This is a genomic window from Amycolatopsis albispora (genome assembly GCF_003312875.1).
Classification (GTDB): Bacteria; Actinomycetota; Actinomycetes; order Mycobacteriales; family Pseudonocardiaceae; genus Amycolatopsis; species Amycolatopsis albispora.
In genome coordinates, this window is the sequence record NZ_CP015163.1 from 5,060,139 (window position 1) to 5,076,566 (window position 16,428).

General features: G+C 71.0%; 17 protein-coding genes. 8 read left to right on the top strand and 9 right to left on the bottom strand.

Translation table 11 applies throughout. The features are described 5' to 3' along the window. The first annotated feature begins 323 nt into the window (after positions 1-323). From A4R43_RS44120 to A4R43_RS23795, 4 genes are all read left to right on the top strand, one after another. Positions 324-596 (top strand): hypothetical protein, encoded by a 273-nt coding sequence (locus A4R43_RS44120; protein WP_236808215.1) that lies wholly within the window; start codon positions 324-326, stop codon positions 594-596. Beyond that, positions 586-1,977 carry a MocR-like pyridoxine biosynthesis transcription factor PdxR gene (gene pdxR / locus A4R43_RS23785; protein ID WP_113694360.1) on the top strand — a complete coding sequence of 464 codons (1,392 nt, stop codon included), beginning with the start codon at positions 586-588 and terminating at the stop codon, positions 1,975-1,977. Before A4R43_RS44120 ends, pdxR begins: the two co-directional genes overlap by 11 nt. 65 nt (positions 1,978-2,042) lie before the next feature. Beyond that, positions 2,043-3,707, top strand: coding sequence for a PstS family phosphate ABC transporter substrate-binding protein (locus A4R43_RS23790; RefSeq protein WP_113694361.1), 1,665 nt, complete (start codon positions 2,043-2,045; stop codon positions 3,705-3,707). 37 nt (positions 3,708-3,744) lie between these two features. Then, a complete protein-coding gene (locus A4R43_RS23795) occupies positions 3,745-5,271 on the top strand; it encodes an ATP-dependent DNA ligase (RefSeq protein ID WP_113694362.1) in 1,527 nt (508 codons plus the stop codon). Here A4R43_RS23795 and A4R43_RS23800 read toward each other — a convergent pair. The 7 genes from A4R43_RS23800 to A4R43_RS23830 all read right to left on the bottom strand — a co-directional run bounded on the left by A4R43_RS23800 (position 5,249) and on the right by A4R43_RS23830 (position 10,067). Beyond that, on the bottom strand, positions 5,249-5,575 hold the full coding sequence (locus A4R43_RS23800; protein ID WP_113694363.1) for a hypothetical protein: 327 nt from the start codon (positions 5,573-5,575) through the stop codon (positions 5,249-5,251). The genes A4R43_RS23795 and A4R43_RS23800 overlap by 23 nt on opposite strands. An 11-nt stretch (positions 5,576-5,586) precedes the next feature. Continuing rightward, positions 5,587-5,979 carry a cupredoxin domain-containing protein gene (locus tag A4R43_RS23805; protein WP_113694364.1) on the bottom strand — a complete coding sequence of 131 codons (393 nt, stop codon included), beginning with the start codon at positions 5,977-5,979 and terminating at the stop codon, positions 5,587-5,589. 145 nt (positions 5,980-6,124) lie between these two features. Continuing rightward, entirely contained in the window at positions 6,125-6,937 is an 813-nt protein-coding gene (locus A4R43_RS23810) for an NBR1-Ig-like domain-containing protein (RefSeq protein ID WP_113694365.1), read from the bottom strand. 32 nt (positions 6,938-6,969) lie between these two features. Then, positions 6,970-7,509: a hypothetical protein gene (locus A4R43_RS23815; RefSeq protein ID WP_113694366.1), complete on the bottom strand. Its 540-nt coding sequence runs from the start codon at positions 7,507-7,509 to the stop codon at positions 6,970-6,972. Further along, positions 7,506-7,796, bottom strand: coding sequence for a hypothetical protein (locus A4R43_RS23820; RefSeq protein WP_162788571.1), 291 nt, complete (start codon positions 7,794-7,796; stop codon positions 7,506-7,508). Before A4R43_RS23820 ends, A4R43_RS23815 begins: the two co-directional genes overlap by 4 nt. A gap of 17 nt (positions 7,797-7,813) precedes the next feature. After that, entirely contained in the window at positions 7,814-8,773 is a 960-nt protein-coding gene (locus A4R43_RS23825; protein WP_113694368.1) for an ArsR/SmtB family transcription factor, read from the bottom strand. 76 nt (positions 8,774-8,849) lie between these two features. After that, entirely contained in the window at positions 8,850-10,067 is a 1,218-nt protein-coding gene (locus tag A4R43_RS23830; protein ID WP_113697839.1) for an NADH:flavin oxidoreductase/NADH oxidase family protein, read from the bottom strand. A gap of 74 nt (positions 10,068-10,141) precedes the next feature. Between A4R43_RS23830 and A4R43_RS23835 the strand changes: the two genes are divergently transcribed. Further along, a complete protein-coding gene (locus A4R43_RS23835; RefSeq protein WP_113694369.1) occupies positions 10,142-10,759 on the top strand; it encodes an MBL fold metallo-hydrolase in 618 nt (205 codons plus the stop codon). 102 nt (positions 10,760-10,861) lie between these two features. Further along, positions 10,862-12,301: a GMP reductase gene (guaB1, locus tag A4R43_RS23840; RefSeq protein ID WP_113694370.1), complete on the top strand. Its 1,440-nt coding sequence runs from the start codon at positions 10,862-10,864 to the stop codon at positions 12,299-12,301. Between the two features lie 61 nt (positions 12,302-12,362). On the opposite strand, the gene A4R43_RS23845 is transcribed toward guaB1, so the two are convergent. Continuing rightward, positions 12,363-13,649, bottom strand: a complete 1,287-nt coding sequence (locus A4R43_RS23845; protein WP_113694371.1) for a PhoH family protein — start codon at positions 13,647-13,649, stop codon at positions 12,363-12,365. Positions 13,650-14,389: 740 nt separating this feature from the next. Here A4R43_RS23845 and A4R43_RS23850 point away from each other — a divergent pair. Next, the gene (locus A4R43_RS23850) at positions 14,390-14,638 is read left to right on the top strand and encodes a hypothetical protein (RefSeq protein ID WP_113694372.1); all 249 of its coding nucleotides are present in this window, start codon (positions 14,390-14,392) and stop codon (positions 14,636-14,638) included. Positions 14,639-14,716: 78 nt separating this feature from the next. Here A4R43_RS23850 and A4R43_RS23855 read toward each other — a convergent pair whose 3' ends face one another. Then, positions 14,717-15,493 (bottom strand): isoprenyl transferase, encoded by a 777-nt coding sequence (locus A4R43_RS23855; RefSeq protein WP_113694373.1) that lies wholly within the window; start codon positions 15,491-15,493, stop codon positions 14,717-14,719. Between the two features lie 90 nt (positions 15,494-15,583). Between A4R43_RS23855 and trhA the strand changes: the two genes are divergently transcribed. Next, on the top strand, positions 15,584-16,261 hold the full coding sequence (trhA, locus tag A4R43_RS23860) for a PAQR family membrane homeostasis protein TrhA (protein WP_113694374.1): 678 nt from the start codon (positions 15,584-15,586) through the stop codon (positions 16,259-16,261). The last annotated feature ends 167 nt before the right edge of the window (positions 16,262-16,428 follow it).

Below are 16,428 nucleotides of genomic sequence, written 5' to 3' on the forward strand. Positions count from 1 at the left end.
GCCCACCTTCGCCGCCCCGCCCGACAACGCTAGCCAGGCGACTGGGGAAGGCTGCGCGTGCCATGAGAGCAGTGCTCTCCAAAATGAGCACCGCTCTCAGCGAGTCTTGGAGCGGTGCTCACTTACGAGAGCACCGCTCTCGCGGTTGACCTCAGGCGCCACCCCGGCAACGCTTGCTCGCGCACGCAGGCGGCCAGGGTGCTCGGTTCACCGACGCTGCCGAGACCGCCCCCGGACAGGCGGCTGTTAACCGGCGGATTATTGGTGCGCGTTATTGGTTCGAGCCGAAAGGCACTGCCCAACCGGCCGGGGATACTGGAGGCATGAGCGACGCCACCGAACTCGGCCGGTTCCTGAAAGCGCACCGCGCGGAACTGGCCCCGTCCGACTTCGGCGTGCCGCCCGGCGTCAACCTGCGCAACATCGCCACCCCCAGGCGCCGCTCGCCTGCCCAGCGCACCGGCGGCTTCGAAGCCATGGCACCGAAGGAACACAGCCTTCCGCGCCTGTTCTTCAACGAGGCAGCCGCCGGATTGTCCGAACGCAGGCGGAACCTCCGCGTCTCCCGAGTGGCCGAGGCCGCCCGTGCCCGATAACGCGTTGCGCGAGTTGCTGCTCCCGGCGATCGACGCGGCCGGGCGACCTGGCAAAGCCGCCGAATCCGCGCTGCGCGACGCGATCCGCTCCGGCAGGCTGCCCGCGCACACCCGCCTGCCGTCGAGTCGTGACCTCGCCGCGCAACTCGGCTTGGCCCGCGGCACGGTGATGGCCTTCTACGCGCAACTCGTCGCCGAGGGGTATTTGTTCGCCGAGCGTGGTTCCGGCACGCGCGTGGCGCCGCTCGCCGACACCAGCGAAACCCCCGCGGCACCACCCCCGAGCGCGCCGTCCTGGCGCTACGACCTCAAACCCGGCCTGCCCGCGCTCGGCGCCTTTCCCCGCGCGGAATGGCTCGCCGCCGAGCGTGATGCGTTGAACTCCTTGCCGGACAACGGACTCGGCTATCCCGACCCGGCCGGGCTGCACGAGCTGCGCGTCGAACTGGCCAGCTACCTCGGCCGCGTGCGCGCGCTGCCGACCACCCCCGACGACGTCGTGATCACCAGCGGTGCGGCGGAGGCGCTGTCGCTTCTCTCGACCGTGCTGCACCAGCGCGGCGCCCGCCGGATCGCCGTCGAGGACCCCAGCCACCTCGGGCAGGCGGACCTGCTGGCGTCCCACGGCCTCGAACCGGTCGGCGTCCCGGTCGACGAGGACGGCATCGACATCGGGCAGCTGACCGATCCCGGCTGCGGTTCGGTGCTGGTGACGGCCGCGCACCAGTTCCCGCTCGGCATGGCGCTGCACCCGTCGCGGCGGCGCGCGCTGCTGTCGTGGGCCGAACGCACCGGCGGGCTGGTCATCGAGGACGACTACGACGCCGAGCACCGCTACGACCGGCCCGCGCTCGGCGCGATCCGCGCGCTCGACCCGGCTCGCGTGGCCTACCTCGGCAGCGTGAGCAAGGTGCTCATCCCCGCGTTGCGCATCGGCTGGCTGGTGCTGCCGCCGGACCTGCGCGAGGCGGTGGTCCGGACCAAGCACTGGCACGACCTCGGCTGCGCGCCGCTGCCGCAGGCCGCGCTCGCCAGGATGCTGCGGTCCGGCGGGTACGACCGCCACCTGCGGCGCACCCGGCGGCTGTACCGCCAACGACGCGACGCCCTGCTCGACGCGCTCGCCACCGCGCTGCCCGGCTGGCGACCGGTGGGCATCGCGGCCGGGCTGCACGTGGTGGTGCGGCTGCCCGACGGCACGGACGACACCGAGGTGCACCGGGCGCTGGCCGCGCGCGGCATTCACGCGCCCGCGCTGTCGGGGTACGCGCATTCCGCGGCGGGCCGTCCGTTTCCCGGGCTGGTGCTCGGATACGCCGCGTCGTCGCCGGACCGGCTGCGTGCGGCGGTGGCCGAAATGGCGGAGGTCACCGGGCGCTGAACCCCCGGTGAACAGCCGGGGTTTTCCCGTGGCCACGGGGAATCCGCCACCTAGGATCCGGCGGTGTGGGGATCGGCCAGCTGCTGCAGTCGCTCGCCGAGCTGCTGACCTCCGACCAGGGCAGCCTGCTGCTCGGCATCGCCGCGCTGGCCGCCATCGGCGCGCCGCTGGCCGACCGCTACCTGGTGCGGCGCAAGCGGATCCAGTTCCGCGTGCTGTACAACTCGAAGATCGGGCTGAACCCGGTCGACCTCAACGGCGAACCGGGCGTCGACCCGCAGCTGCGGCGGCTGGCGCAGCTGCTCGACCGGCTCAGCGTGGTGGTCATCCGGATCCGCAACACCGGCGGTTTCGACATCGGCCCGGACGACTTCGACACCCCGATCGCGTTCACCTTCGGCAAGCGGATCGTCTGGGACGCCAGGGTTTCCGAGGCGAGCGACCCGGACCTGCGCAAGCTGGTGCGCGAGAACATGGAGTTCTTCTCCACCGGCGTGCCCGAGGAGGGCCTGTCCGAGCTGCGGAAGTCGATGGCCGAGCGGTTGCGCGGCATGTTCGGCGGCAAGCCGCAGCCGGTGGCGCCGCCGCAGTGGCACGGCGTGCGGCTGAGCAAGCTTTCCTTGAAGTCCAAGGAGAAGTTCAAGCTCGTGGTGGTGCTGCGCGAGCCGGACGACGATCCCACCTCGGAGATCACCAAGGAGTGGCACCGCGAAGGCCGCATCACCGGCGGCCGGATCAAGGACGAGAAAACCCAGCGGCGGCTGAGCTGGCCGGTGCTGACCGTGGCGGTGGGCGTGCTGCTGACCGGCGCCCTGCTGGCCACCCTGCTCACCGCCGGTTCCCGGCCGGACCTGGCCGAGCAGTGCGCCGAGGGCACGCTCGGCGTCGAGGGCTCGAGCGCCTTCGAGCCGATCATGCGGAACATCGCGGCCGAGTACGCCAGCGGCTGCTCCGGCGCCGCGGTGACCACCCGCGCGACCGGCAGCAACGACGGCATCCGCGCGCTGAACACACTGCCGCCGGAACGCCAGCACGAGCTGGCCGTGCTGTCCGACGGGCTCGCCGGGGAGGCCGGTCCCGAGCTGGTGTCGCAGAAGGTCGCGGTGGTGGTCTACGGCGTGGTGGTGAACGCGTCGGCCGGGGTCGACGGCCTGACCATGGACCAGTTGCGCGGGATCTACGAAGGGCGCTGGCGGGACTGGAAGGACGTGCGCGGCGGCGAGTCGCTGCCGATCCGGATCGTCGGGCGCGGGCAGGAGTCGGGCAGCAGGCAGGTCTTCGAGCGGAAGGTGCTCGGCGGAGCCGGTGGCCGGATCTCCGAAGGCGTGCTGTCGTCGGACTCGTGCGAGGAACCGACCGTGGCCGCGCCGACCACCCGATGTGAGCGCAGCAGCACCGCGCAGGTGCTGGAGGAGGTCGCCGCGACGCCAGGTGCGATCGGGTACGCGGACGCGCCCGCGGCGAAGCTGGCCACCGCGCGGGACCCGGCCGTGGTGACCGCGAAGGTGGAGGGCCGGTACCCGGACTTCACCGCGATCGAGCCGGGCTATCCGTTCTGGACGATCGAATACCTGTACACGAAGGGCGTGCCGAAGAACGACACGCTGCTGAAGAAGTTCGTCGACTACCTGGGCAGCGACACCGCACGGGCGGAGCTGCAGGACGCCGGGTACACCCCGTGCGTCGGCAAGGACGGTTTCCCGCACCCGCTGTGCGTCCGGGGCGAGTGACGCGCGAACTGTCGGGGGTCGGCCGCACAATGGGGCCATGTTGCTCGCCGACGCCGTGCAGGCCTCCGCCGCGCTCAGCGCGACGCGATCTCGCAAGACGAAGATCGCCACGCTGGCCGAGGTGCTGCGTGCCGCCGCGCCCGAGGAGCTGGCGCCGGTGGTCGGCTTCCTCACCGGCCAGCTGGTGCAGGGCCGGATCGGCGTCGGCTGGCGCACGCTCGCCGAGCTGGGCGTCACCCCGGCGAGCGAGCCGGCGCTGACCATCGCCGAGGTCGACAGCAGGCTCACCGACATCGCCGGGATCACCGGGTCGGGCTCCGGCAAGCCGCGCACCGAAGCGCTGCACGAGCTGTTCGGCCGGGCCACCGAGGACGAGCAGCGGTTCCTCGTCCGGTTGATGACCGGTGAACTGCGTCAGGGCGCCCTCGAAGGGGTGATGGTGGACGCGGTCGCGGCCGCCGCCGAGGTGCCGCTCGACGTGGTGCGCCGCGCGTTCATGCTGTCCGGGCGCCTGCCGGCCACCGCCGTCGCCGCGATGACCGGCGGGGCCGCCGCGCTCGGCGAGTTCCGGCTGGAGCTGGGCAGGCCGATCCGCCCGATGCTCGCGTCGCCGGCCGAATCGCTGGCCGAGGCCGTCGCCGCGCACCCGAGCGCGCTGGTCGAGTACAAAATGGACGGTGCGCGCATCCAGGTGCACCGCGACGGCGACGAAGTCCACGTGTACACCCGCACGCTGCGGGAGATCACCGGCTCGGTGGCGGAGTTGGTCGAGCTGGTGCGTGCGCTGCCGTGCACCTCGGTGGTGCTCGACGGCGAGACGCTGGCGCTCACCGACGACGGCAGGCCGCGGCCGTTCCAGGAGACGATGAGCCGGTTCGGCAGCACCCGCGACGAGCAGGTCCGGGCGCTGCTGCTGCGGCCGTACTTCTTCGACTGCCTCCATCTCGACGGTGAGGACCTGCTCGACGCGCCCCTGCGTGAGCGCAACGCGGCCCTGCGCAAGGTGGCGGGCGAGCACCTGATCCCCGGTGAGGTCGAGCCGGCCGATCCGGCGCGCCTGCTCGCCGATTCGCTGGCCGCCGGGCACGAGGGCGTGATGGTGAAGGACCTCGATTCGGTCTACGCCGCCGGGCGCCGCGGCAGCGCCTGGCTCAAGGTCAAGCAGGTGCACACGCTCGACCTGGTGGTGCTGGCCGCCGAATGGGGGCACGGCCGCCGCACCGGCTACCTGTCGAACCTGCACCTCGGCGCGCGTGATCCCGACGGCGGCCCGCCGATCATGGTCGGCAAGACGTTCAAGGGCCTGACCGACGAGCTGCTCGCCTGGCAGACCGAGAAGTTCCAGCAGATCGAGCGCGAACGCGACGACTGGACCGTCCACGTCCGGCCGGAGCTGGTGGTGGAGATCGAGCTGGACGGCGCGCAGGTGAGCACCCGCTATCCCGGCGGGGTCGCGCTGCGCTTCGCCAGGGTGGTCCGGTACCGGCCGGACAAGGACCCGGGCGACGCCGACACCATCGACGCCGTCCGGGCCACGCTGGTCAGCGGTACGCCACCGTCTTGACGACCCCGCCGTGGGACGGGAAGTTCGTCGGGCAGCCGATCTTCGAGCCGTCCTTGAAGTAGACGGTCACCTTGCCGCCGCATTCGAAGGCCTCGAACCCGCCCCAGGTCCGGGTGCCCGGCTTGAGGCAGAGCGCGTCCTTGCCGAACCGCCGGATGTAGCCGGCGTACCCGTCGCCGCAGGTGCGGATCACGTCGCTGGGTGCCTGCGCGGCGGTGGCGCCCTGCTCGGCGGCCTGCGCCGGGAGCGACAACCCGGTCACCACGATGCCGAACACGGCCGCGGCGGTGGCGAATGCACGCATGGAAGTCCTCCTCAGTAACAACGGGCCGACGAGATGGCGTAGGTGTAGTTGTTCGTCGCGTTCGAAGTGACCTCGAACTCGATCTGGTAACCGAGCGGCGGCTCACCGAAGATGTCGGTGCTCACCTTCTTGTCCTTGCCCGGCCCGACCACGCCCTTCCACAGGCCCTTGTCGAACTTCACGTCGCGAATGGTGACGAGCATGCCGCGGTAGTCGTGGTTGTGGACCTTGATGGTGATCTTCTGGTCGGCCAGCACCTCGGCCCGCGTGGTCTGCCCGCCCTTGAGCTGGCCGCCCGCGCACACCCGCTCGGCCGCCGAGCCCGCTGGTGCGGTCGCCAGCGGCACCGCCACCGCCAGCGCGAGCACCGCGCCACCGCGCCTGAGCCATCCGGAAGTAGTCATCGTCTGTGCTCCCCGTCTGTCGTCTGTGGACGGAACTGACGCTAGGGAGCCGTGTGGTCACCGCGGAAGCACTCGACCGGCCGCGGGCCGGATGGCCAATGTCCACGCAGGTCAGCGCATTTGGCCACCGGCGGCGGTAGCCAACTCAACCCACCACGGTGAGCAGGAAGTACAGGCCGCGGTTGCCGGGGAGCAGCAGGCGGCCCTGCGCGTCGGCCAGCTTCCAGTAGACGTGGCAGTGCCCCGGCCGCGACGGCGTGCGCACGTCGACCGAGATCCGCACGGTCTGCCCCGGCGCGGTGTCCGGCACCGGCACCCGCGGCGGGGTGACGCACTCGTCGGGGTTGCCGAAGCCGCCCTCGCGCCGGAGCACGCGCCCGACCCACGGCACGCTGCCGCTGTTGCGGATCTCCCAGGTCTTGATCACCTGCGTGTCGGTGGGCACGCGGGCGCCGTCCGGCAGCGTCACGTCGCTGACGTACTCGGACGCGTCGCCGTCCACGATCGGCGCCGCGGGCGTGGCCTGCTCCGGCGGGTCTTCCTGGGTGAACACCAGCACCAGCCCGCCGGCCAGCAGCACCGCGACCACGGCGGCGACCGCCACCACCGGCCACCGGCTCCGCGGCGGGGGCACGGCTTCTTCGACGGGCGACTGGGCGCGTTCCCACCGGCCCCGCCACTCGTGCCGCACCCGCTCGGCGTCCTCCCCCAGCACGCCGACCGCCAGCACGCGGACGAATTCCCAGGTGGTGTCCCAGGACGGCAGCCGCGTACCCCGCGCGGCGGCGGACAACGCGGACTTCGACGCGAGCGCGCCCAGCTCGTCCCGCATGCGGTCGTACGACGGGTCCCCGGCGGCCCGCTTCAGCTCCCAGAGCCGGTGCGCGAACTCCGCCACCGGCCCGGCCGCGGGATCCGGCCCCTTCGCCACCCGCCCCCGGCGACGCACGTCTGTCATCGCCTCAGCGTAACCAGTGGTCACTGCGGGTATCAGCCGGACCGCAGCTCCCCGGAACGCGCACGCTGGAGGCTGCGCTCGGTGCCGAGTTCCGCGCGGGCCGCCGGGTTGTCGAGGTAGAACATGATGAAGTGGTAAAGCAGCGTCCGGTCGATCGCGAAGGCGGCGCAGTTGACCGCGATCATCGGTTTCGGCGGAAGTCTGTCGATCCGCCAGAGCGGCGCATACTGCTTGCGCTCCCACGGCGCGTTCGCATAGGCGATGGCCAGCACGTACGGCGTCCCGCGAAAGGTGGCTTTACCGCCGGCGAAGGCAGTCCAGGGCAGGAACGAGGTGTAGGACCAGCCCCGGTGCCGGATGCCTTCCGGCGAAAGCCGGACCTCACCGCGACGAAAGCGACCAGCCGCGACCAGCACGAGGAAGCTGCCGAAGAACAAGGCCGCCAAGGCGCAGAGAACACCGGGGATCTGCTTGGCGGGAACGTCGGGACCGGCTCGGAAGTAGTCGACGGCAGCCATCCCGAAGAACAAGGTCAGACCCGCGAACATCCCGACGAGCAGCGAGAAGATCAACAGCGATCCCGCAGCACGGTGGCCGCCACTCCATCGCGGTTCACGATCGCGATGTCGGACTCCCGGTGCCGCGGCCGCAGTTGCGAGAAGTAGCCGAACGCGGCGGTCAAGAACATCAGCACCGAGAAGACGAGCGCATACCGCAGCCCACCAGGGATCCCGGCGGCCACGAACCCGAAGCCGACCGGAATGCCGGCCAGCCCGAGGAACACGACAAAAAGCAGGCTGGTGACGACCTTGCCCGATCTTGTCTCCGGCCATTCGTCCGGCCGCGGTAGGAGCTCCAACGGCATTACCTCCGGCATCAGCCGGACAGGGCCTTGCCCAGTTCGGTCGGCCCGTGCAGCACGGAATTGCCGAGCCGCCTGCTGTAGATGAGCCCGGCATTGCGCAGCACGGTCGCGTGCTGGCTCGCCGACGCAGTCGAAACGCCCAGCTCACGCGCGATTTCCGTGGTCGTGCGCCCGCCAGCGGATTGCGCGATGCAGGCGAGCACCTGCTGACGCGTCGGCCCGATCAGCGCGGCGATCGCGCCCGCTTCGGCCTTCGGCTCCGACCAGTCCGCGGCCACCGGATACACCAGCACCGGCGGCAGGTCGGGGTCGCGCAGGCTGGTCGGCCTGCCGCGGCAGAAGGCCGACGGCAGCAGCACCAGCCCGCGTTCGTCGAGCTCGAGTTCCTGCTCCACCGGGAAGTCGACCTCGAGCACCGGCGCCCGCCAGCGCGCGAACGGGGTGAAGGAGTCGAGCAGCGCCTCCACGCCCTGGTCGAGCAGGATCCGGTCGCGGACCATGCGCTCGGCCTCGAACATCGCCCGCAGCTGCCGCGAAACCGGCGCGATCGCCACCTCGTGGAACCGCGTCATCGCCCCGGCCAGCCCGCCCAGCCCGGTCTCGGTGACCCACCTGGTGTGCTCCCAGCGCTGGTCACCGAGCAACCGCAGCTCCGCCTCCACCCGCTCGGCCGGGGTCTCCAGCAGGGTGCGCAACCCGTCGTCGAGCGTGGCCTCGCCCCTGGTCGGGGTGAGGAAATCCGGGAAGTACCCGCGGGTGGGCAACACGGTGGCCAGCCGGTGCACCGCCTCGCGCCCGCCGGGCGTGCGGGCCACCCGCTCGCCGGCCCAGGTCCGCCAGCCGCCGAGCGCGGACGGGCCCTCCGCGGCGCGGAGCCGTTGCAGGCCGAGCGCCACGTTCCACAGTTCGTCGGGCTGGCGGGCAACGCGCACCCGGCCCAGATCGGCCGACGACAGATGAATCCGCAGCATGCGTGCGTCTCCTGTTGTTCGCTCAGGCCCGCTCACGGTATCCGGATCGGGGCACCGGCGCACAGGTGAAATTCTTTCAGCCGCGCACCCGGCGGAAGGCGTTCAGCGGATCGCTGATCCCGGCGTGCACCAGCGACCGGAGCGCCCCGCGCCGCACGTCCACCGGCTTCCCGGCGGCGATCCGGTGCATCTGCTGGGTGTGCCACTGGATCTCCAGCCAGCTGTCGGCCAGCCGGACCCCGGTTTTCGGGCACCGCCGCTCGGCGCCGATCTCCTCGCCGTCGAGCAGCCGCCCGACCAGGTCGGGGGCGACGGTCAGCGGGCGCCCGAGGCCGATCACGTCCAGCGCGCCGAACCGCAGCGCGTCCGCCATGCCGTCGGCGGTGCTGAACCCGCCGGTGACCATCAGCGCCACGTCGGTGACCTTGCGGGCCTTGGTCGCGTAGTCCAGGAAGTACGCCTCGCGGCGGCCGGTGCTTTCCCTGGTCACGCCCATCATCGCGGCGCGCTCGTAGGTCCCGCCGGAGACCTCCAGCAGGTCGATCCCGGCCTCGCCCAGCTCACGCACCACCGTCAGCGACTCCTCCTCGGTGAAGCCGCCGCGCTGGAAGTCCGCGCTGTTCAGCTTCACCGACAGCGGCACCGAGTCCCCGATCGCGGCGCGCACCGCCCGCACCACCTCCAGCAGGAAGCGGCTGCGCTCGCGACCCCAGACGTCCGTGCGCCGGTTGGTCAGCGGGGAGAGGAACTGCGAGATCAGGTAACCGTGCGCGCCGTGCAGCTGGACACCGCTGAAACCCGCCTCGACGAAGGTGAGCGCGGCGAGCGCGAAGCGGTCGATGATCGCCTCGATCTCGTCGCCGGACAGCTCGCGCGGGGGCGCGAACACCGAGCGGATGCCGCGGGTCTCGAACGGCACGGCCGAGGGCGCGACCGGCTGGCGCGAGAGGAACCGCGGGCTCTGCCTGCCGGGGTGGTTGAGCTGCACCCAGAGCTGAGCGCCGGTGCCGGTCACCGCGTCGGCCCAGCCCCGGTACTCGGCGGCGTCGGGTTTCGCGGGCAAAGCCACGTTCCGCGGTTCACCGAGCGCGGCCGGATCGACCATCACGTTGCCGGTGCAGAGCAGGCCGGAGCCACCACGCGCCCAGGTCCGGTACAGCTCGACCAGTTCCGGCGACGGGCGGTTGCGGCGGTCGCCGAGCTGCTCGCTCAGCGCCGACTTGGCGATCCGGTGCGGCAGCTTCGCCCCGCACCGCAGTTCCAACGGCTCCGCCAGCAGTTGCACCGCACCCATGCGCGCCATTTAACGGGACAGTAGATACCGCCAGTATCTGAAGGTGATCCCGGTCACTGTTAGGGTCCGGCGGCATGACGGCGATAGTGCAGAACGTGGTGACCTCCGGCGTCTTCCAGCTCGACGGCGGCAGCTGGGACGTGGACAACAACGTCTGGCTGGTCGGCGACGACCAGGAGGTGCTGGTCATCGACGCCGCGCACGACGCGACCCTGATCGAAGAGGCGATCGGCGACCGCGAACTGGTCGCCATCGTGTGCACGCACGCGCACAACGACCACGTCAACGCGGCCCCCGAGCTGGCCAGCCGCACCGGCGCGCCGATCCTGCTGCACCCCGAGGACCGCGTGCTGTGGGACCTCACCCACCCCGGCCGCGAACCGGACAGCGAGCTGGCCGACGGGCAGGAGCTGACCGTCGCCGGGACCACGCTCAAGGTGATCCACACCCCGGGCCACGCGCCCGGCGCGGTCTGCCTGTACGCGGCCGACCTGGGCACGGTGTTCACCGGCGACACCCTCTTCAACGGCGGGCCTGGCGCCACCGGACGGTCCTATTCGGACTACCCGACCATCAAGAAGTCCATCCAGGACAAGCTTTTCGCGCTGCCGCCGGACACCCGCGTGAACACCGGCCACGGCGAGGGCACCACGATCGGCGCGGAGAAGGCCGCTTCACCCGGCTGGGACTGACACCCCGAACGGATTGTCGATCTCCGGCCGGTGGACCACGCGCGTGCTGCGCCAGCTGATGTCCGGCCCGCGTTCCTTGATCGCCCTGTAACCTGGGGCATCGTGCGTTTTCTCGATGGCCACCGGCCTGCCCACGACCTGACCTACGACGACGTCTTCCTCGTCCCGAACCGCTCCGACGTGGAATCCCGGTTCGACGTCGACCTCTCCACCGTGGACGGCACCGGCGCCACCCTCCCGGTGGTGGTGGCGAACATGACCGCCGTCGCGGGCCGCCGCATGGCGGAGACCGTGGCCCGCCGCGGTGGGCTGGTGGTGCTGCCGCAGGACGTGGACCCGGCCGCCGTGGCCGACATCACCGCCTGGGTGAAGAGCAGGCACGTGGTCTGGGACACCCCGCTCGTGCTGACCGGCGGCGACGCCGTGGCCGACGCCCTGAACCTGGTCGGCAAGCGCGCCCACGGCGCGGTGGTGGTGGTCGACGACGACGGCCGCCCGGCCGGCATCGTCACCGAGGCCGCCTGCCAGGGCGTCGACCGGTTCGCGCGGCTCGCCGAGATCGTCGAGCCCGCCGCGGTCACCGTGCCGCTGGACACCGCACCGCGTGAGGTCTTCGAGCGGCTGCACGAGCACGGCGACCCGCTCGCGCTGGGCGTCGACGAGAACGGGCGGCTCGCCGGGGTGCTCACCCAGGTCGCCGCGCTGCGGGCGGAGATCTACACGCCCGCGCTGGACGCCGCGGGCAGGCTGCGCGTGGCCGCCGCGATCGGCGTCAACGGCGACGTGGCCGCCAAGGCGGAGGCCGTGCTCGGCGGGGGCGTGGACGTGCTGGTGGTCGACACCGCGCACGGGCACCAGGAGAAGATGATCGCCGCGTTGAAGGCGGTCCGGTCGGTGTCGCCGGCGGTGCCGGTGGTGGCGGGCAACGTGGTCACCGCCGAGGGCACGCGCGACCTGATCGCCGCCGGTGCCGACGTGGTCAAGGTCGGCGTCGGCCCCGGTGCGATGTGCACCACGCGGATGGCCACCGGCGTCGGGCGCCCGCAGTTCTCCGCGGTCGCCGAATGCGCGGCAGCGGCCCGTGAGCTGGGCAAGCACGTGTGGGCCGACGGTGGCGTGCGGCACCCGCGCGACATCGCGCTCGCGCTGGCGGCCGGCGCTTCGGCGGCGATGGTCGGCTCGTGGTTCGCCGGCACCCACGAATCCCCCGGCGACCTGCGCTACGACGAGCAGGGGCGGCCGTACAAGGAGTCGTTCGGCATGGCGTCGAAGCGCGCCGTCGGCGCACGGACGCGCACGGACAACGTGTACGAACGCGCCAAGAAGGGCCTGTTCGAGGAGGGCATCTCGTCCTCGCGCATGGCGCTGGACCCGGCGCGGCCCGGCGTCGAGGACCTGCTGGACTCGATCGGCTCGGGCGTGCGCTCGGCGTGCACCTACGCGGGCGCGCGCACGCTGGAGGAGCTGCACGAGCGGGCCGTGCTGGGCGTCCAGTCGGCCGCCGGCTTCGCCGAAGGCCGCCCCCTGCCCGCCGGCTGGTGAGTGTCACGAATGTGGCTTTCGAGACGTTCTGCGTCCCGAAAGCCACATTCGTGACGTCCGGTCAGCCGTGGTCCTCCAGCATCTCGGTCACCAGTGCCGCGATCGGCGAGCGTTCCGACCGTGTCAGCGTGACGTGCGCGAACAGCGGGTGCCCCTTCAGCTTCTCGATCACCGCCGAGACCCCGTCGTGCCGCCCGACGCGCAGGTTGTCGCGCTGCGCCACGTCGTGCGTGAGCACCACCCGCGACGCCGTGCCCAGCCGTGAAAGCACGGTGAGCAGCACGTTCCGCTCCAGCGACTGCGCCTCGTCGACGATCACGAAGGCGTCGTGCAGCGACCGGCCGCGGATGTGCGTCAGCGGCAGCACCTCGAGCATGCCGCGGTCGAACACCTCGTCCAGCACGTCCTGGCTGACCAGCGCGCCGAGGGTGTCGAACACCGCCTGCGCCCACGGCTGCATCTTCTCGCTCTCGGAGCCGGGCAGGTACCCGAGGTCCTGCCCGCCGACCGCGTAGACCGGCCGGAACACCACGACCTTGCGGTGCGCACGGCGTTCCATCACCGACTCCAGCCCGGCGCACAGCGCGAGCGCCGACTTGCCGGTGCCCGCCCGGCCGCCGAGCGAGACGATGCCGATCTCGGGGTCGAGCAGCAGGTCCAGCGCGATCCGCTGCTCCGCGGACCGGCCGTGCAGGCCGAAGGCCTCCTTGTCACCGCGGACCAGCCGGATCCGCTTGTCCGGGGTGATCCTGGCCAGCGCGCTGGAGCTGCCCGCGAGCAGCCGCAGCCCGGTGTGACAGGGCAGCTCACCCAGTTCGTCGAGCCCGAACTCGGCCGGGGTGACCGGCCCGTCGTGGAAGAGCGCGTCCAGCACCGGCTGCTGCACGTCGACGTCGTGCATGCCGGTCCAGCCCGAGGGCGTGACCTCCTGCGCCCGGTACTCGTCGGCCACCAGCCCCACCGCGCCCGCCTTGACCCGCAGCGGGATGTCCTTGGTCACCAGCGTCACCGCGTCCAGCTCGACCGCGAGGTTGAGCGCGCAGGCCAGGATGCGGTGGTCGTTGGAGTCGGTGCGGAAACCCGGCGGCAATACCGACTGGTCCGAGTGGTTCAGCTCGACGTGCAGCGTGCCTCCGCTTTCGCCAATGGGAACCGGGGCGTCCAGCCGACCGTGGGTGCGCCGGAGGTCGTCGAGCAGGCGGAGCGACTCGCGCGCGAACCAGCCCAGCTCGGGGTGGTGGCGCTTGGCCTCCAGCTCGCTGATGACCACCAGCGGCAGGACCACCGCGTGCTCGGCGAACCTGGTCACGGCCCAGGGGTCGGACAGCAGGACCGAGGTGTCGAGCACATAGGTGTGCCGCGGGCTTTCTGGGGATTCGAGAACTTTCTCAGTGCCGGAAGCACTGGTCGAAGAGCGGCCGGAGGCCTTTCGGGGCAAACGCTGCGCAGTCACGACGGCATCTCCCTCGTGGGCGTGGCACCACGCCCGCACTCGCTGGGCCGGGCACTGCCCCGGTTGGTCCGCTCGGGCTTCGACGCTGTGCGCCTCAGCCTTCGCGGCCACGAGGGCCGGGTGCCGGCCCACTCGTGCGTATCACGAGCGGTTGGACCGCTCCTTCTACGACCGCCACGACCAGGGCCTCCCGTGATGGCCCGCAGGGGTCGCGGTCCATCACTTCGCAAGCTACCTGCGGATCGCGACTACTGCAGGCAGCCACCCAGGTGATTCGTCAAACCGTCATCTCACCGTCAGTCGCAGGTTACGAACAGGGAGTGAGACCAGGTGCGTTGTCACCCTGCGTAGTTGATCACCCGGACCGGGTACACCCGCGCGATGTGCGTTCACCACGCCGAATGAACAATCGAACGCGCGTGATTGTCCACTTTGTCTTTAGCACAGGACATTGTGGACCGCCCGGCGAGAATGCGAACGGCACCCGGAACGGGTGAGCGGCCCAGGAAAAGGCTCACACAATGGTGGCACCAAACAGACAGCGAGCCGGAATCGGTAGTAATTTTCACGTCGAGGGAAACGCAGGGACCCCCTCGACTCCCCCGGAGTTCCATTTCTACCTAGGAGTGTGCGCAGTGCTGAAGAAGGCTGGTTTTGTGGCCGCTACCGCCGTGGGCCTGATGATGGTCGGCGGCACCGCGTTCGCGCAGACGCCGGACACCGACTCCAACGCCACCGACAAGGTGACCTTCTCGGACGCCTACTACACCTTCATCGAGGGCGGCGGCGCACTCGGCTACGGTGCCGCTTCGCTGGTCGCGGGCGCGTACGCCGGTATCGCCAACACCCCGGCGCTGATCCTGTACTCGTTCGACGAAGACTGATCGAACGAGTAACCATGCAAAGGGCCCGGAGTTCGCTCCGGGCCCTTTGTCATGTTCGACTGAAATGGCGGCTTGCGGTCAGGCGCCGAAACGGCGGTGCCGCACCGCGAAGTCACGCAGCGCACGCAGGAAGTCGACCCGGCGGAAGGCGGGCCAGTACGCTTCGGTGAACCAGAACTCCGAGTGCGCGGACTGCCAGAGCAGGAAACCGGACAGCCGCTGCTCCCCCGAGGTCCGGATGATGAGATCGGGGTCGGGCTGGCCCGAGGTGTACATGTGCTCGGAGATGTGGTCGACGTCGAGGATCTTGGCCAGCTCGCGGATGCTGGTGCCCTCGTCGGCGTGGTGGAGCAGGAGCTTGCGCACGGCGTCGGCGATCTCCTGGCGGCCGCCGTAGCCGACCGCGATGTTGACCTCCATGCCGGTGCGCTTGTCGGTGCGCTCGGCGGCGGCGGTCAGCCGCTTGGCGGTGTGCTCGGGCAGCAGGTCGAGCGCGCCGACCATGCGCAGGCGCCACGGCGTGTCCGGCCCGGACAGCTCGTCGACCACGTCGGGAATGATCTCGAGCAGCGCCTCGACCTCGTCGGAGGTCCGGTTGAGGTTGTCGGTGGAGAGCAGCCAGAGCGTGACCACCTCGACGTCGGCCTCGCGGCACCAGCTGAGGAAGTCGGCGATCTTCTTGGCGCCGACGCGGTGGCCGTCGCTGACGTCGGTGAAGCCGGCCTCGCGCGCCCATCTGCGGTTGCCGTCCAGCATGATCGCGATGTGCCGCGGGTGCTTGCCCGCGGCCTGCTGGATGAGGCGCCGCGAGTACGCGCTGTACACGATGTCGGCGACGAATGATCGAACGCTCACGTCGGCACAGCGTACGCAACCCGTGCGGGTGGCGGTGTGCCGCGCCACGGTCGAGTGGAAATCGACCTACGGTCCCGTAGCCTGGTAGGGGTGAGCCTTGCTACTGACCTCGAACCCAAGCCAGGCCCCGAAAGCCGCCCGCGCTTGCGCGGACACATCCACTTCTGGTCGTTCTTCGTCTCCGTGGCCGCCGCGGCGACGCTGATCAGCCTGGCCGCGGCGACGGTGTCCGGCGTGGCCGCGCTGGCGACGTCGGTGTACGGCCTGACCGTGCTCGGGCTGTTCGGCGTGAGCGCGCTCTACCACCGCCGCATCTGGAGCCGGAAGGCGTACCAGTGGATGAAGCGGGCGGATCACTCGATGATCTTCCTGTTCATCGCGGGGACCTACACACCGTTCACCCTGCTCGCCATGTCGAAGCCGACGGGCTATGTCGTGCTCGCCATCGTCTGGGGCGGCGCGATCGCCGGTGTCGCGCTGAAGCTGCTGTGGCCGACCGCGCCGCGATGGCTGGGCGTGCCGATCTACATCGCGCTGGGGTGGGTCGCGGTGTTCGTGCTGCCGGAACTGCTGGCCAGCGCCGGCGTCGCCGCCCTCGTGCTCCTGCTGGTCGGCGGGGCCTTCTACACCGCGGGCGCGGTCTTCTACGCGGTCAAGTGGCCGAACCACTGGCCGCACGTCTTCGGTTACCACGAGTACTTCCACGCCTGCACGGTGCTGGCAGCCGCTTCGCACTACATCGCGATCTGGCTCGCCATGTACGCCTAGCAGCGGTTCCCGGCTGAGCGGATGAGGCCGTTCTCACAAGTCGATAATGATCGCGTCCGCTCGGCCCCACTGCCCCCAGCCGCCTCTCGCGGCATCGATGACCCGGCGTTGAAGATCTGCGTGCGACAACCGCACACAGGGACACCCCACCGCGGGCACTGGCGACG

Coding starts and splice junctions, on each gene's coding strand:
- A4R43_RS44120 (WP_236808215.1), top strand. CDS start 324: ATGAGCGACGCCACCGAACTCGGCCGGTTCCTGAAAGCGCACCGCGCG.
- A4R43_RS23795 (WP_113694362.1), top strand. CDS start 3,745: ATGTTGCTCGCCGACGCCGTGCAGGCCTCCGCCGCGCTCAGCGCGACG.
- A4R43_RS23800 (WP_113694363.1), bottom strand. CDS start 5,575: ATGCGTGCATTCGCCACCGCCGCGGCCGTGTTCGGCATCGTGGTGACC.
- A4R43_RS23805 (WP_113694364.1), bottom strand. CDS start 5,979: ATGACTACTTCCGGATGGCTCAGGCGCGGTGGCGCGGTGCTCGCGCTG.
- A4R43_RS23810 (WP_113694365.1), bottom strand. CDS start 6,937: ATGACAGACGTGCGTCGCCGGGGGCGGGTGGCGAAGGGGCCGGATCCC.
- A4R43_RS23825 (WP_113694368.1), bottom strand. CDS start 8,773: ATGCTGCGGATTCATCTGTCGTCGGCCGATCTGGGCCGGGTGCGCGTT.
- A4R43_RS23830 (WP_113697839.1), bottom strand. CDS start 10,067: ATGGGTGCGGTGCAACTGCTGGCGGAGCCGTTGGAACTGCGGTGCGGG.
- A4R43_RS23835 (WP_113694369.1), top strand. CDS start 10,142: ATGACGGCGATAGTGCAGAACGTGGTGACCTCCGGCGTCTTCCAGCTC.